Below are 15,936 nucleotides of genomic sequence, written 5' to 3'. Positions count from 1 at the left end.
GAGCGGCGATCGCGACTACGTTCCGGCCCGTGACGGATATCCGTGATGAAGTCATCCCGACCCAGCAGCGCCCGCCGGACACCGGTGGCGAATACGCCACCAGCACGAGCCGACTCATCGCCGATCGGTCCGAACCGACCACGGATATCTCGGCGGCCGAGCAGTTCCTGCGGGCCTTCCACGACGCTCATCCCGAGGCAGGCTCCCTGTCCCAGCGCCTGGCCGAGATACGCCAGGAGTTCGCCGACACCGGTACCTACCGCCACACCAGCGAGGAACTCGCCTACGGCGCACGCGTCGCGCTGCGCGACAGCGGGTGGTGCACGAGCGGTGTGCCGTGGCGCCGGCTGAAGGTCCGCGATCTTCGCGGCCTGCGCAACGCCTCAGCGATCGCCAGCGAATGCTTCGAGCATCTCCGGCTGGCCACCAACGCGGGCCGGATCCAGCCTCTGATCACGGTTTTCGCCCCGGACTCGCCGGATGGTCCCGGCCCGTGCATCTGGAACGAACAGGTCGTCCGGTACGCGGGCTACGCGTTGTCCGACGGCGGCGTGCTCGGCGACGCCCGGTACAGCGGATTCACCGCCGAAGCCCAGCGCCTCGGTTGGAAACCGCCGACCCAGCGCGGGCGCTTCGACCACCTGCCGCTGGTGGTGGAAACCGCCCACGAAGGCCCCAAGCCGGTGACCGTTCCGCGGGACGTCGTGCAGGAAGTCCCGTTGGAGCACCCGGAGCTCCCATGGTTCGTCGAGCTGGGCCTCCGTTGGCACACGGTGCCCCTGATCAGCAACATGCAGCTGCTCATCGGCGGCATCCGGTACCCGGCCGCGCCGTTCAACACCTGGTTCGTGGGAACCGAGATCGGCACCCGCGGGCTGGCCGACGAGAACGCGTACGGCGTCACCCGGCACGTGGCCGAACGGCTGGGCATGGACACCTCCACCGAACGAACCCTGTGGCGGGACCGGGCGATCGTCGAGATCAACCGGGCCGTGCTGTTCTCGTTCGACTCCGCGCGCGTCACGATCACCGACCACCACAGCGAGGCACTGCACCGGCTGGCCTGGTTGCGTTCCGCGCCCCGGACCGATGCCTCCCGGCCGATGTTCACCGTCACCAAGGAAGCGACCCGGCGTGCCCGGCAGGGAGCACCGAGTGGCTTCCAGTCCCCCGAACCGAGCCGGCCACGGTACGACGTGCTGGCCCGGATGAACCGGCGTTGCCTGGGAACCGGCCTGCCCGAGGACTGACCCCCGCACCGGCCTTCGACGCACCTCGCCGGGCCGCGACGCGGTCCATGATCTCGGGGAGAACCGAGCTGAGCGACATGAGCAGCAGCACCGCGAGGGCGATGAAAGCTCCGATTCCAGAAACGATGTTGGCGAGCATCTCTGACCTCCCTGGTCTTTCCTTCCGACTCTTCAAGCATCACGTTCGGGACAGGTTCGGCGGATCGGTCATGTGGTCGGCCCCGGATGGCCATCCGGCCAGTCCCGCGCGGGCGGAACTGGCCGGATGGTTGCTGACAGGGCACTCGCCCATCACTCGTCGGCGATGGGCTCGCTGCTGATGCGGCGCAGCATCGGGCCGCTGGTGGAGGCGGCGAGGACCGCGACGGCCACACCGATCACGACCGGCGCGAAGATCCAGCTGCTGATCACCACCGGGGTGTCATCCCCGAACAGGGTCAGCATCGAGGCCCCGATCGCGATGCCGCCCGCACCTGCGGTCAGCGTCGCGACCAGCGCGGGCAGCGCTGCCTCGGTCCGCAGAGCGCGCCCCAGCATGCGCACGGGGGTCCCCGCGGCGATCAGCGCGCCGAAGGTGCGCCGGCGATCGACCACCGACGACGCGGCGGTGATCGCGGCGCTGCTGCCCGCGATCAGGGACGCCAGCCCCAGGCCGATGGCGGTCACGCGCTTGAGATCGCCCAGCATCGTCTGCTGGTCCTCCAGCCGCAGCTCACGGCTCAGAAAGGTCTCGGCGGGCATTGCCGCGGCCAGCGCGGTCCGCACCTTCTCCCGGTCGGCGTCGGTCGCCGGGTTCACCACCAGCGTCGACTCGCCGACGTTCGCCACCTCCGGCACCAGCTCGGGGTCGATCAGCACCGAACCGCTCAGCTCGGGGTCCTGGCCGCCGAACGGCCGGGTCACGACGTTGGCGGGCAGGTCGAACGTCTTCGGCTCCTCGTTGGAGCCCGGGGCCGGGTAGGCCCGGAGGCGCAGCCCAGAGGTCTGCATCCGAGTGGCCGGATCAGCGCGGATCGCCGGCGGGCCCGCGCACACGCCGACGGCCATCCGGGTCACGGCCGCGGCATCCGGGCAGCTGATCACCAGGCCGGAGTACGCCCCGCCTTCGGAGGTCTCGAGGGTGACCTGGTTCGCGCTCACGACCGTGGCGTTCGCACCGCGGCGCTCCAGCTCGCCGACGATGCGCTTCTCCTGGTCGGCCGCGGTCGCGGACGGAACGTCCACGTACAGCACGGAGTCCTTGAAGGAACGGCCGCCGCCCGCGAAGGTCTCGAAGCTGGGCAGCAGCGTCAGCGCCATCGACCCGACGAACACCGCGAGGACGATGCCGGACACGGATCGGTAGGCGGCCTTCGGATCGCTGCGCAGCCGCCGACCCGCGAGCAGCATCGCAGGCCGTCGCCACGTGGTGGCGAACAGCTTGCCGAGCGCGCCGGTCAACCACGGCCCGACGACCGAGGCGGACACCAGAACCGCCGCGAGCGCCGCGAGCATTAACGTCAGGCCACCGGTCTTCTCGGCGGTGGCGAGCCCGAACGCGAAGAACGCCGCTGCCGCGGGCAGCGCGAGCAGCCGCCACGCCTTGGGCGCCTTCCGCGACTGGTTCATCGCCGCGCCGACCGGGGCCTGCACGACCCGGCGCAGGCCCAGCACCGCAGCCAGCACGACCAGCAGCGGAATGACGACCGCCACCACGACGACCGTCGTCACCGACGGGGTGAAGTCGCTCGGCAACCAGGTGCCGCCGCCCCACGGGACCTGCGCTCCCACGAACCGCAGCGGCCAGCTCAGCAGGAGACCGACGACGGTTCCCGCCGCCGCGGAGATGGTGGTCTCGGCGGCAACGGCACCGACCACCTGTCCCGGCGTCGCACCGGCCAGCCGCAGGGCCGCGAGCCGCCGCTCCCGGCGAGCGGCGGTCAGCCTGGCCGCCGACGCGACGAGCACCAGGCTGGGTATCGCGAGCAGCACGATCCCCACCCCGGACAGGAACTTCAGCAGGAAGTCGTCGGTACCGGCCGCGATCCAGCCCGAGTTCTCGGCCTCGGCGGCGTCCAGCGTGCCCGGTTGGTGCCCGACCACCGCGACGAGCTGCTCCGGGAACTTCAACGAGGCCTCGTCCAGGACGCCGACGACGTTGCCGTCGAAGCGGTTGGCGAGCTCTTCGCGCGGATGCTGCTTCGCCAGCTCCGCCAACCGCGGCGACAGCAGTACCTCGCCGGGGGCGGGAAGGGCCGGCGCGCCCCCCTCCGCGGGCCGGTCTCCCGACACGTCGAGCCGGATGATCTTCTCGTTCTGGAAGAAGTCCAGGCTCGCTAGCGAAACCGCGCCGGCGGGATCGGCGGCGCCGCGCTGCCACGCCGCCCGGTCCATTCGGGCGTCGGTCGCGTTCGGCAGGGTCGCCAGGAACAGGACCAGCGCGGTGGCGACCGCGACCCCGGCCGCGGTGAGCAGCGCCGACAGGCGGCTGCGCGAGTCCACGCGCAACACCCGCAGCGCCAGCTGCACGGGATTCATCCGACCATCACCCCGCCGGCGATCAGGCCGTCGCGGATCTCCACGATCCGGCCGGTCTTGCCGGCCAGCTCGCGGTCGTGCGTCACGATCACCACGGCCGCCTGGGTCGCCGCAGCGGCGGCGAACAGCGCCTGCGTGGTCTCCGCACCGGTGCGGGTGTCCAGGGCACCGGTCGGCTCGTCAGCGAAGATCACCTTGGGGCTGTGCGCGAGGGCCCGCGCGATCGCCACCCGCTGCGCCTGACCGCCGGAGAGCTCGCCGGGCAGCCGCTTCTCCAGCCCGCCGAGGCCGAGCCGGCCCAGCCAGTCCCGCGCGCCCGCCAACGCCTGGTTCCGGTTCGCACCGGCCAGCAGCAGCGGCAGCGCCGTGTTCTCCTCCGCCGTCAGCTCGCCGACCAGCATGCCCTGCTGGAAGACGAACCCGAACTCGTGGCGCCGCAGCGCGCTGCGCTTCGCCTCGCCGAGCTGGTCGATGCGGTGCCCGTCGAGGAGCACCTCGCCGCCGTCCGGGCGCAGGATCCCGGCCAGGACGTGCAGCAGCGTCGTCTTGCCGGAGCCCGACGGCCCGACGATCGCCATCACCTCGCCCGTGCGGATCGCGAGGTCCACCCCGGCCAGCGCCCGGTAGGAGCCGTAGTTCTTGACCAATCCGCGCCCCACCAGGAACGGCTCCCCGGGCCGCCGGTCGACGATTGAAGCCGACATCTTCCTTCCTCCTGCTCGTTTCGCGCCGCTAACGCCGTTCGTCGCCGTGCTGGCCCGTGCTCGCCGTGCCTGCGGTTGCTCGTGTTCGGGCTGCGGTCCGGATCTCGGGGCCCCACCGGTGCGGGACCTGCTGGATTCGAGATTGGCGGTCGGCGGCCGATTCCGGATCGGCCTCGGGGCCGCTGATCGACACGCGAGGGTCGGCCGATCGGTCAGGGCATTCGAACCATTCGGCCAAGGTGTTCGAATCGGGCCACCGGCTACGGTCGAGCCGTGAGCAACTTCGCGACGAGCCCCGGACCCGGGCCGACCGCCCCGTGGTGGCGTCGGCTCGGTGATCTCCTGCGGGAGCAGTGGATCTTCGCCGGGCTACTCGGGTTGATCTGGCTGGGGAACACGCTGGGGTTGTTCGAAGACGACATCGTGCTGATCCCGGGGATCACCGCGATGGCGGTGCTGGCGATCCTCGGTCGCCGCGCGCCGGTCTGGTGCGGGCTCGCGGCGACGGCCGTGCTGTGCGGCAACACGGTGGTCGGCCAGCTGAACGGCGCGTACTTCCACTCCCTGGGGCTGGAGAAGATCACCCCGACCGAGAACCTGGCGGGCCTGCTGCTGGTGCTCTACCTGTTCCGGTTCCGCCCGCTGCGCAAGGCCATTCCCGTCGCCGCGGCGCTGGTGGTGGCCTGCGTCGCATCGGTGCTGGTGCGCCTCGACTCGTCGTGGGCCTACCCGGGGATGGTGTTCGGCCAGACGATGAGCTTCGGCTTCCTCCAGCTGATGCTCACCGCGGGCACCGGCATCTACCTGCGCAGCCGGCGGTCCGCGCCGGAAGAGTCCCGGGACACCCCGTTGCGTGCGCTGGTGCGCCGGCAGTGGCCGGTGATCGCGGTGCTGAGCGCACTGGTCTTCCTGGAATTCACGAAGACCGGGTACGACTCGCTGGTCAGCGGCGTGGTCTTGCTGCTGTGCGGTGTCGTGATGTCGGTGTTGGCCGTCGTCGGGCCGGTCCGGCCGTTCGAAGCGGCGGTGCTCGGCGCCACGGCGCTGGTGCTGACCGCGTTGATGATGCGCTTCTGGGGGCTCCCGGCCGACGTCAGCATGATCGGCGGAATCCCGTTCGCCTCCACCGGGGCGGGAATGCTGCTGATGACCTACGCCACCAGGCACGCGGAGCCGCAGCGCGCGCTGCTGGCGGGTGTCTCGCTGGTCGGTTCGGCGCTGTTCGCCCTGTTCGTGATACCGGTCGACTCGTCGTCGCTCAACAAATTCAACGACTACCTGCAACCGGTCTTCATGGGCGGGTTGTTGCTGGTCATCTCCGTCGGCACCGGGCTGTACTTCCGCGCGCGGGACACGGAGCGCGCGAAGACCGTGCGCAGCGCGGTGTCGGACGCGCAGCAGGCCGAGCGGATGGCCTTGGCGCGGGAGTTGCACGACGTGGTGGCGCACCACGTCACCGGCATCGTGGTGCAGGCCCAAGCAGCCCAGATGGTCGCGGAGAAGAACCCGAAGGCGGCGACCGACGCGTTGGCCCGCATCGCCGACAGCGGCACCGAGGCGCTGACCGCGATGCGCCGGCTGGTCGCGAGCATGCGCGGCGCGGAACCGGCCGGCGCGTCGACAGCCACCGAGCAGGCCACCACCGACCTCGAAGCGGACCTCGAAGCCCTCGTGAACGCCACTCGGCGGGTTCCGGTCGGCGACCACCGGCCGACCACTGTGGACCTGCGCGTCGACCTCGGCAGGGAGATCCCGCCGGAGGTCGCCCGCTCCACCCTCCGCGTGGTGCAGGAATCCTTGACCAACGCCGAAAAGCACGCGCTCGACGCGAGTTACGTGCAGATCGACGTCCACGCCGACCCGGTGAACATCTACACGCGGATCACCGACGACGGCACGGCGGTACGCCAACAACCGGTCGGCGGCTCGGGCGGATACGGTTTGGTGGGGATGCGGGAGCGGATCGAGCTGCTGGGCGGCCGGTTCCGGGCCGGTCCCGGAGACCACATCGGTTGGTGCGTCGAAGCAGTTCTGCCGTTGGCGGAGCAGAGCGGGGGAGTGGGACAGCGATGATCCGGGTGTTGATCGCCGACGACCAGGAGCTGGTGCGCGCCGGTTTCCGGATGATCCTGGAATCCCAGGACGACATCGAAGTGGTGGCGGACGTAGCGAACGGCGTGGACGCGGTCCGGGTCGCGCGGGAGAAGCGGCCGGACGTGTGCCTGATGGACATCCGGATGCCCGGCATCGACGGGTTGGAGGCCACCAAGCAGCTGGCCGGCCCCGATGTCACCGACCCGATCAAGGTGGTCGTCGTGACCACCTTCGATCTCGACGAATACGTCGACAGCGCATTGCGGAACGGAGCGAGCGGCTTCCTGCTCAAGGACGCCGGCCCGACGCTGCTGCTGGAGGCGATCCGGGCCGCGGAGCGCGGCGATGCGCTGGTCTCGCCGCAGATCACGGTGCGCCTGCTCAAGCACTTCTCGCAGCCCCAGGTGCAACGCCGCGCGGTGCAGGCGCCGACCGTGGACCTGACCGAACGCGAGCTCGACGTCGTGCGGGCGACCGCGCGCGGCCTGACCAACGGCGAGATCGGCCAGGAGCTGTTCATGTCGCTGTCGACGGTGAAGACGCACCTCGCCTCCGCGCAGGGCAAGATCAAGGCCCGCAACCGGGTGGAGACCGCGGCTTGGGCCTGGCGCAGCGGACTCATGGACGAATGATCTCCGCCGTGGCGCGCGTTGGCGCGGCTTAGCCGGCCGATTCCTGGCGGCTCGTGCGCCGCCTTTGTGTGCCACGCCGTTGGTTTCTTGCGGTGTACCAGCATGGCCCGGCGAGCAGCGGCGCTGTTCCGCCGGCGCTGCTGCACGGCCGGACCCGCCTGCTGCGCCTACCCGTTCGGGGTCGGTCGAACGGTCGGCTGGGATTGGCCGATCGAACGAGGTCGACGGGCCGATCAGCCGAGGTCCAGGGGCCGGAATCCGGCGATTCTGGAGTCATGACGAGGCGCACGCAAGACATCTTTTTCATGGCGGTGCTAGGCGGTATCGCGGGACTGGCGGGGGTGATCATGGTGCTTGTCATGAGCACGGCGGGCGGCGGATAAGCGTCGGGCAGAATGCGGGCATGTCGATCGCACTGCGCCTGCACGCACCGATGGTTCTGCCCTGCGATCCCGGCTGCTCCGTGATCCGGGACGCCGTGGTGGACGTCGACGCCGAGGGCCGCATCGTGTACTGCGGGCCGCGGGTCGGGGCGCCGGAACGCCCGAACGACGCGACCGTCCGGGAATGCGGCGGAATCCTGCTGCCGGGCCTGATCAACGCGCACGCGCACAGCCCGATGACTCTGCTGCGGGGGATGGGTGGAGACCTGCCGCTGCTGCGTTGGCTGCACGAGGTGATCTGGCCCGCCGAGGCTCGGCTGCGCCCGGCGGACGTCCGCGCCGGGATGGAGCTCGGGTGCGTCGAGATGCTGCGGGCCGGCGTCACGACGAGCGCCGAGATGTACTTCATGGGCGAGTCGGTGGTGGAGGCCACCCTGGCGGTCGGCTCGCGCGTGGTGTTCGCATCGGCGGTGATCTCCACGCCAGCGCTGGAGAAGCTCGGCGGCTGGCAGGGCATGGTCGACGGGATCAACCGGTGGATCGACGCCGACGGCCTCCGGTTCGGCCCCGGTGACCGGGTGGAGTTGGCGTACGGACCGCATTCGGCCTACACGCTGCCGCCGGAGGCGCTGCAGACCATCGGCGAGTCCGCGCAACAGCGTGCCGCCCTGGTCCACACGCACGTGGCGGAGAGCGCCGCCGAAGACGCCGAGCAGCGCAAGCAGTTCGGTTCGGTGCCCGCGTTGTTGGAGAAGCTCGGCGTGCTCGACGGCCGGGTGCTCGCCGCGCACGGCGTGCACCTGTCGGACGACGACATCGAGTTGTTCGCGCGTCGCGGGGTGGGCGTGGCGCACTGTCCGGGATCCAACGCGAAGCTCGCGTCGGGGACCGCACGGCTGGTCGACATGCTGGCCGCCGGCATTCCGGTGGGACTGGGCACCGACGGGCCATCCAGCAACGACGATCTGGATCTGTGGGAGGAGGTGCAGTTGGCAGGACTGTTCGCACGGACGGTCACGGGCGATGCGACGGCGCTGAGCTCGCGGGCGGCGCTGCTCGCGGCGACGCGAGGCGGGGCCGAGGCGCTGCACCGCGACGACATCGGTGCGCTGGAACCCGGGCGCTGGGCCGACATCGTGCACCTCGACATCGACAACCCGGCGTTCGCCACGGGCCTGGACGCGCCGGACGATCAGGTGTTGGCCAACGTGGTGTGGGCCGCCGGTTCCCGGTGCGTCCGGGACGTCTGGGTCGCGGGTGAAGAAGTGCTGTACGAGCGGGAGCCCACGCGCGTGGACCGGCGCACCGTGCAGGCCACGGCACGCAAATCCGCGCAGCACATCCGGGGCTGAACCGGGACCACCTGTCCGGACCGGATGCTTCGAACCGGTTCCGGGGCAGGGCGCGCTTCGCGAGGCGGCATCAGCCGGCATGCGGTGCTGCTCGGACTGCGGTGAGGTCGTCCGGCTGGACGGCTCCGGCGTAGCGACCAGGGCTTTCGCCACGCCGGAGCGGCCACAGCGAGACTGCGGCTCCCGCAGAGGGCCCTAGGTACCCGCAGCGCAGTGTCGGCTCATGCGGGTCGGCCCTTGCGGAGCGGGCCTCAGGACGGCCGGATGACGATCTCGGTGAGGTGTGCGTCGCCGGTGGCCCGCACCGCGGACACGATCGGCGCGGCGACCGACTCGGGGCGCAGGTAGTGGTCCGGCTCGAACGCCCCGCCCTCCTGATCGCGGACGGTGCGCTGCATGTCGGTGGCGGTGCGCCCCGGGAACACCGAGGTGACCCGCACGCCGTACCCGGCTTCCTCGGCGCGGAGCACGTCGGCGAAGGCGCGCAGCGCGAACTTGCTCGCGGCGTACGAACCCCAGTTCGGCTTCGCGGACAGGCCGGCGCCGGAGTTGACCAGCACCACGTGGCCCTTCGCGGCGCGCAGCGCGGGCAGCAGCAGGCGCGTCAGCTCGGTGACGGCGAAGAGGTTCAGCTCGAAGGTGCGCCGCCAGGAGTCGCTGGAGGCTTCGGCGACCGAGGCCAGCTCGACCAGGCCGGCGCTGTGCACCACCACGTCGAGCCGTTCGATGTCGGCGACCGCAGTGGCCACGGCGTCGTGGTCGGTGAGTTCCACGGGCCACGATTCGGCGCCGGGGAGCTCGTCGACGAGCTCCTGCAGCGCGTTGGCGTCGCGCCCGCCCAACAGCAGGTCGTGCGTGTCGGAAAGCGAGCGGGCGACGGCGGCACCGATGCCTCGCGAGGCGCCGGTGACCAGGGCAATTGGGCGTTCGGGCATGTCCTAACGGTATCGCCGTACGGTTTCGGCCCGGCGACCGGCCGTCCCAATCAGCGGACTACCCCTTGACCCATTGGGGGTATGAGGCTTAGGTCACCCGAGTGAGCAGTGTCGACACCGCCCCTGCCGGTGCCCAGAACCGGATCCTGCGCAAGGTCGCGGTGCGGTTGATGCCGTTCCTGATCTTGCTCTACTTCGTGAACTACCTGGACCGGGTCAACATCGGCTTCGCCGGCCCGAACGGCATGAACGACGAGCTGGGGCTGACCGCGACCGCGTTCGGTTTCGCGTCGGGCATCTTCTTCATCGGCTACCTGGTGCTGGAGGTGCCGAGCAACCTCGCCCTGCACCGCTTCGGGGCGCGGAAGTGGCTCGCGCGCATCATGATCACCTGGGGCGTGGTCGCGACGGTGATGGCGTTCGTGCCGAGCCCCACCGCGCTGATCGTGCTGCGGTTCCTGCTCGGCGTGGCCGAGGCCGGGTTCTTCCCGGGCATCATCCTGTACCTGACCTACTGGTTCCCGGCGGTGCAGCGGGCGAAGGCGGTCGCGCTGTTCATGACCGCGGTCCCGGTGTCCAGCGCGATCGGCGCCACCGTGTCGAGCGCGCTGATCAGCACCGGGCACGGGGTCTTCGGCCTGTCCGGCTGGCGGTTCATGTTCCTCGTCGAGGGCATCCCGGCGATGCTGCTGGCGGTGGTGACCTGGTTCTACCTGACCGACCGGCCGTCCCAGGCGAAGTGGCTGTCGCCGCAGGAGCGGGCGTGGCTGACCGAGCAGCTGGAGGCCGAGCGCGCGCAGACCGAGACGGCGCACGGCTGGCCGCTGCGGAAGGCGCTTACCCACCCGCGGATCCTGGCGCTGGCGTTCGTGTACTTCGGCATCGCGTACGGGCTGTACGCGCTGGGCTTCTTCCTGCCCACCATCATCAAGGGCTTCGAGCAGCAGTACGGCACCGACCTGTCGACGATGGAAACGGGGTTGATCACGGCGGTGCCGTACGTGATCGGCGCGGTGGCCATGGTGCTCTGGGCCGCGCACGGCGACCGGACGCGGGAGCGCGTGTGGCACGTCGCGCTGCCGATGCTGCTCGGCGGCATCTCCATCCCGATCGCGCTGTACCTGGGCAATCCGTTCAGCGCGATGGTCGCCGTGACGATCTGCGCCGTCGGTGTCTGCGCGGCGCTGCCCACCTTCTGGGCGTTGCCGAGCAACTTCCTGGCGGGCGCGGCAGCGGCGGGCGGTATCGCGCTGATCAACTCGCTGGGCAACATCAGCGGTTTCGCGGCGCCCTACATCACGGGTGCGCTCAAGGACGCGACCGGCTCGCAGAAGTCCGGCCTGTGGGTGGTGGGCATCGTGATGGTCGCGGCGGCGATCACGGTGGTCGCCCTCCGCGCGGCGCCACGCGGGGAGCAGCGGGATTCGACCGGCGGCCGATCCGAAAGCTGACGCGCGGCATCCAAAGTGGACGCCACAGCGCCCGTCAGGAGCGAGCAGCGGCGTACAGCCGCAAGAACGCCCGCACACCGCTCACGATGAGCTCGTCGGCCTCGGCCTGCGGAATCGGCATCGAGCCGTAGAACGTCCGCTGGAGCACGGCGGTGATGGTGAGCAGGTTGAGGTGCAAGGCGGCCTGCTCTGCGTCGTCGAACTCGAGCAGGCCGTTGTCGGCGATCTTCCGGAGGTACGGCGCGAGCCGCTCGTGCGCCGACTGCGGGCCCGCGGCCAGCCACTTCTCCAGCACCGCCGGGGGAATCCGGGTCACCTCCGCTTCCAGCGTCCGGACGAGCGCGAAGTGGTCCGGGAACTCCGCCACCGCAGCGACCCGGTCCCGGCAGAAGGCGACGAGGTCTTCTTCGAGGTCGACGATCTTGCGCAGGTGCAGCTCCATCAGCCGCGCGATGGCGTCGGTGACCTCGTGCGCCCCGTCCAGCGCGACCGACAGGAAGAGCTGTTCCTTGTCGGCGAAGTGGTTGTAGATGGTGCGCTTGGACACCTGCGCTTCTGCGGCGATCGCGTCCACGCTGGCCCGCGTGTAGCCCTCGCGGCCGAACACCTTGCGCGCCGCCTGCTCGATGGCGCGGCGCTTCTCCGGTCGGCCGGTCGGTGGCACCGGAGCCCCCTTCCAACGATCTGCACTACTCCGTGCAGTCTACGTCGGGCCTCACCGGGAGTTGCCGCTCTTGGGGCCGGACCGCAGGTCGGTGAAGTAACTGTCGTGCTCCACGAAGAACCGCTCTCGCTCGGCGTCGCCCAGCGCCGCGATGTGCCCGACGCCTTCGAAGTACTCCTCGCGCGGGGCGCCCGGCGCGAACAGCATCAGGAACGACACCGGCTCGTCGGACTCGTTGTAGAAGGAGTGCAGTCCGCCCGGGGGCACGTAGAGGAAGTCGCCCTTGGTCGCTTCGCGCCACGTCGCCCCGTCGTAGACCTGCAGCGATCCGTCGGTGACGAAGAACGATTCGGACATCGCCTTGTGGAAGTGGGTGCCGGTTCCGGCGCCGGGAGCCAGGTCGACCACGTGGTAGAGCCCGAATTCGCCGTCGGTGGCGATGTCGTGGGTCCGGCCGGTCGGTTTCCCGGTGGCCAGGTAGTACGTCCTGGTGCCGGACGGGTTGGCCAGCTCCGGATCGGCGTTCGCTGGGCGGAAGGAAGCGCTGATCTCGCCGACGTCGCCCCGGTACCGGTCTGGTGGGTAGGACATGGTGATCCTCCTCTGGGTCTCACCGCGAAATTACACTCATCAGTGCATCATCTCAACTGAACCGTGTAGTTTACTGACGGACAACCGGACCGGCGCACGATGACCGCTGGTGCGAGCCGCGTGCCTGCCCAACACGGCTCAGAAATAGCGATAGCTCAGGGCGGTGTCGGCCCAGGCGACGCGAGAGTCGATCAGCCGGGTGAGCGTGTAGCGCGGGCACGAAGCCGCGGCCGCGCCAGAAGGCGTCGCTGACCGGATTCGCCGACGACCACTCCGTGCCACAGCTGCGGAAGCCTCGGCGGGACGCCCAGCCGAGGACGCCGGACACCAGCGCCGTGCCCACTCCCCCGGATCGCGCGTCGGCGGTCACCGAACGGCACGATCTCCAGATCCATTCGGCCTCACCCCGTCGACAGCCGAAGGTCGTTGCGGTACCTGCGAAGCAGCGCATGGATGCCCGAAGCGAGCTCGTGCAGTCGCGGTTCCCGAGCCGCGGCCGCATCGACGAGCGCGGCGATGCGCTGTGCCCATCCACCGGCCGGATCCGGCTCACCGATGCGGCGAAAACCCCGCGACAGCAAGCCTTCCGCCGTCTCGGGTCGCCCGCGCAGCACTGCTTTGCACGCCCCGAGCGCGTTCATCGCCGCGCTTTCCGGCAGCGACCAGTCGGTGCCGCTCGCCCGCGGAACGTCGGCGTCGAAGGCGTGCGATGCGGCCCAGATCTGCAGGTCGAGCCGCCAGAACAACGGCACGCCGCGAAACCGCGCGAAGACCAACCGGTGCAACGCGGATCGCTGGAATTCCGGATCCGACCGCACGGACGCGACCTCGGCGACCGCACCGAGCGCCGCGCCCAGCCGATCGGCTGCCCTCGACACCGCGCCGTCCGGCACCACCCACGCGAGGTCGATATCGCTGTACTCGTCGTCGGTTCCGGCCCCCAGCGAGCCGATCAACGACACCCGCGAGCCCGGCATCGCATCGGCGAGCGCGCGGCTGATCGCCGCAGCGAACGCGCGCTGGTCCGAAAACACCGCCACAGCACGAGGTTAACCGTACTGATGACCCTGCAACCGGGCGAAATCCCGCACAACGCAACGAGGGCCTCCGGACCTGCCGGAGACCCCCGCGCTCGCAAGGTGGATCAGCGTCGGCCGATCTCACCGCCGTCCTTGCGCCAGACCGCCACGACCGACGGACGCGGCTGCGAGTCGCCGCCGTCCGGCCAGTGCGACGCCGGCTTGTCCGCGCTCGCCCCGTCGAGCTCGCCCGGGTGCTGCACGCACACGGTCACCACGGTGTCCCGGACCACCGGGCCGCAGGTCTCCGCGCCGTGCGGCACCGTCAGGAACTGCTTGACCCGACCGCGCTCCGGGCCGTCGACCGGCACGGCGAACAGGCCGTCGTTGCTCTTCAGCGCGTTGCCGTCGGTGGAGATCCACAGGTTGCCGTGCCGGTCGAACGCCACGTTGTCCGGGCACGAGATCGGGCTGACCTGCGACTTGTCGAACCCGCCGAAGTAGGTGCCCGCGTCGTTCGGGTCGCCGCACACCAGCAGCAGGTCCCAGCGGAACTTGGTGCCCGTCGCGTCGTCGTCGACCTCCAGCACGTGGCCGTGCTTGTTGCCGACCCGCGGGTTGGCCTCGTCCGGCGCCGCGTTGCCGGTCGAGCCGCGGTTGGAGTTGTTGGTCAGCGCGCAGTAGATGCGGCCGTTGACCGGGTTCGGCTGGATGTCCTCCGGCCGGTCCATCTTCGTCGCGCCGACCTTGTCGGCGGCGAGCCGGGTGAAGATGTAGACCTCTTCGGCGGTGAAGCCGGGCACGAACGACTTCTTGCCGCTGGCCAGCGGAATCCACTCGCCGGTGCCGTCGAAGGCGCCGTCCGACGGCAGCTTGCCGGTGCCGTCGATCTCGCTCGCCGGGCTGTTGCCGGCGAACCGCGCGACGTACAGGGTGCCGTCGTCGAGCAGCGTCATGTTGTGCCGGCGGGCGTGGGCGCTGTTGCCCCGCTTCACCTTGCCGTTCGACACGAACTTGTAGATGTAGTCGAAGCGCTCGTCGTCGCCGGAGTAGGCGACCACCCGGCCGTCGTCGGCGATCTTGACCGCCGCGCCCTCGTGCTTGAACCGGCCGAGCGCGGTGTGCTTGACCGGCGTGGAGTCCGGGTCGTGCGGGTCGATCTCGACGATCCAGCCGAAGCGGTTGGCCTCGTTGGGCTCCTGCGCGAGGTCCCAGCGCTTGTCGAACTTCTCCCACTTGCGGGTGCTCGCGGTGCCCTTGATGCCGTAGCGGGCGTAGCGCGCCTTGGTCGCCGGGTCGGTGACCGAGTCGGCGTTGGCGAAGTACTGGTTGAAGTTCTCCTCGCCGGAGAGGATCGTGCCCCACGGCGTCAGGCTGCCCGCGCAGTTGTTCTGCGTGCCGAAGACCTTGGTGCCGGTCGGGTCGGCCGACGTCTTGAGGTGGTCGCTGCCCGCGGCCGGGCCGCGCAGCTCGAACGGCGTGTTCAGGGTGATGCGCCGGTTGTACCGGCTCGGCTTCGGCTTGAGCCCGCCGCGCCGCTCCCGCTCCACGTACACCACCGAAAGGCCGTGCGCGGCCCAGGCGATGCGCACCTGCTCCTCGGTCGGGTTGTTCTCGTCGTAGCCGGCGAACATGTGCGTTTCGGTGGTGTACTCGTGGTTGACCACCAGCAGGTTCCGCTTGCCGCTGCCGTCCAGCGGGACCAGTTCGGCGAAGTCGTTGTTGTAGCCGAACTGCTTTTCCTGCGCCGCCGCGGTCTGGTTGCCGAAGTCGAACTCGGGCGCGCCCGCCACCACCGGGTCGCCCCAGCGGATCACGATGCCCTGGTCGTAGCCCTCGGCGGTGACCACGAGGTCTTCGGTGTTCGGGGCGACCGGGGCGAAATCGGTGCCCGGGACGTTCCCGCGGCCGGGGCGGGCCGGCGACGCCGGGGAGGCGGTCGCGGTTCCGGTGAGAGCCGCTGCGCCGCCGACGGCCAGCGCGATCACGCCGCTTGCCTTCAACGCGGACCGGCGGCTGAGCACGCTCTCGACGATGTCGCCGAAGTAGGCGTTGGCCGAGGTGTTCGGGGCCTCGTGCGCGCACGCGTTGCCGCAGCGGTACTTGCAGGTGACCGAGGCGCGGTTCGCGGAGTGGTGGGAAAGCAGGGGGAGCGGGATTACCCGCCCGCTGTCCGGTCGGGAAGGCAAGCGGACCTCCAGGTGCTCGTCGGGGAACATCTGGAAGTTAGGTCGATCAGGCGATGGTTCCTGGACGCGAAGGTGAACAAGGCCTGAACAAGCGACGCAGAGTTATCAAAACGGTGCCGGGGCAACCGAAAAGGCCCAACGCACCGTATCCGGAC

General features: G+C 70.3%; 12 protein-coding genes. 5 read left to right on the top strand and 7 right to left on the bottom strand.

Annotated features, from left to right (window positions below; genetic code table 11):
- Positions 1–29: 29 nt before the first annotated feature.
- Positions 30–1,250: a nitric oxide synthase oxygenase gene (locus AC07EQ_RS22135; RefSeq protein WP_478389816.1), complete on the top strand. Its 1,221-nt coding sequence runs from the start codon at positions 30–32 to the stop codon at positions 1,248–1,250.
- Positions 1,251–1,541: 291 nt separating this feature from the next.
- On the opposite strand, the gene AC07EQ_RS22130 is transcribed toward AC07EQ_RS22135, so the two are convergent.
- The gene (locus tag AC07EQ_RS22130) at positions 1,542–3,767 is read right to left on the bottom strand and encodes an FtsX-like permease family protein (RefSeq protein WP_478389815.1); all 2,226 of its coding nucleotides are present in this window, start codon (positions 3,765–3,767) and stop codon (positions 1,542–1,544) included.
- On the bottom strand, positions 3,764–4,471 hold the full coding sequence (locus AC07EQ_RS22125) for an ABC transporter ATP-binding protein (protein ID WP_478389814.1): 708 nt from the start codon (positions 4,469–4,471) through the stop codon (positions 3,764–3,766). Before AC07EQ_RS22125 ends, AC07EQ_RS22130 begins: the two co-directional genes overlap by 4 nt.
- A 273-nt stretch (positions 4,472–4,744) precedes the next feature.
- Here AC07EQ_RS22125 and AC07EQ_RS22120 point away from each other — a divergent pair, with 273 nt between their 5' ends.
- The 3 genes from AC07EQ_RS22120 (at position 4,745) to AC07EQ_RS22110 (ending at position 8,932) form a co-directional block, all read left to right on the top strand.
- Positions 4,745–6,544 (top strand): sensor histidine kinase, encoded by a 1,800-nt coding sequence (locus tag AC07EQ_RS22120; protein ID WP_478389813.1) that lies wholly within the window; start codon positions 4,745–4,747, stop codon positions 6,542–6,544.
- Entirely contained in the window at positions 6,541–7,197 is a 657-nt protein-coding gene (locus AC07EQ_RS22115) for a response regulator transcription factor (protein ID WP_478389812.1), read from the top strand. The genes AC07EQ_RS22120 and AC07EQ_RS22115 overlap by 4 nt, the downstream gene beginning before the upstream one ends.
- 403 nt (positions 7,198–7,600) lie before the next feature.
- The gene (locus AC07EQ_RS22110; RefSeq protein WP_478389811.1) at positions 7,601–8,932 is read left to right on the top strand and encodes an amidohydrolase family protein; all 1,332 of its coding nucleotides are present in this window, start codon (positions 7,601–7,603) and stop codon (positions 8,930–8,932) included.
- Between the two features lie 251 nt (positions 8,933–9,183).
- Here AC07EQ_RS22110 and AC07EQ_RS22105 read toward each other — a convergent pair whose 3' ends face one another.
- Positions 9,184–9,867 carry an SDR family oxidoreductase gene (locus AC07EQ_RS22105; RefSeq protein WP_478389810.1) on the bottom strand — a complete coding sequence of 228 codons (684 nt, stop codon included), beginning with the start codon at positions 9,865–9,867 and terminating at the stop codon, positions 9,184–9,186.
- 170 nt (positions 9,868–10,037) lie between these two features.
- On the opposite strand from AC07EQ_RS22105, the gene AC07EQ_RS22100 reads away from it, so the two are divergent.
- On the top strand, positions 10,038–11,318 hold the full coding sequence (locus AC07EQ_RS22100; RefSeq protein WP_478389831.1) for an MFS transporter: 1,281 nt from the start codon (positions 10,038–10,040) through the stop codon (positions 11,316–11,318).
- Between the two features lie 34 nt (positions 11,319–11,352).
- Here AC07EQ_RS22100 and AC07EQ_RS22095 read toward each other — a convergent pair whose 3' ends face one another.
- The 4 genes from AC07EQ_RS22095 to AC07EQ_RS22080 all read right to left on the bottom strand — a co-directional run bounded on the left by AC07EQ_RS22095 (position 11,353) and on the right by AC07EQ_RS22080 (position 15,781).
- A complete protein-coding gene (locus tag AC07EQ_RS22095; RefSeq protein WP_478389809.1) occupies positions 11,353–11,982 on the bottom strand; it encodes a TetR/AcrR family transcriptional regulator in 630 nt (209 codons plus the stop codon).
- A gap of 51 nt (positions 11,983–12,033) precedes the next feature.
- Positions 12,034–12,573, bottom strand: coding sequence for a cupin domain-containing protein (locus AC07EQ_RS22090; protein ID WP_478389808.1), 540 nt, complete (start codon positions 12,571–12,573; stop codon positions 12,034–12,036).
- 401 nt (positions 12,574–12,974) lie between these two features.
- Positions 12,975–13,613, bottom strand: a complete 639-nt coding sequence (locus AC07EQ_RS22085; RefSeq protein WP_478389807.1) for a hypothetical protein — start codon at positions 13,611–13,613, stop codon at positions 12,975–12,977.
- Positions 13,614–13,717: 104 nt separating this feature from the next.
- Complete coding sequence (locus tag AC07EQ_RS22080; RefSeq protein WP_478389806.1) at positions 13,718–15,781, bottom strand: PhoX family protein; 2,064 nt, start codon at positions 15,779–15,781, stop codon at positions 13,718–13,720.
- Positions 15,782–15,936 lie beyond the last annotated feature (155 nt).

This window comes from Saccharopolyspora sp. NPDC045839 (assembly GCF_056431645.1).
This window is presented reverse-complemented; position numbering and strand designations above follow the sequence as displayed.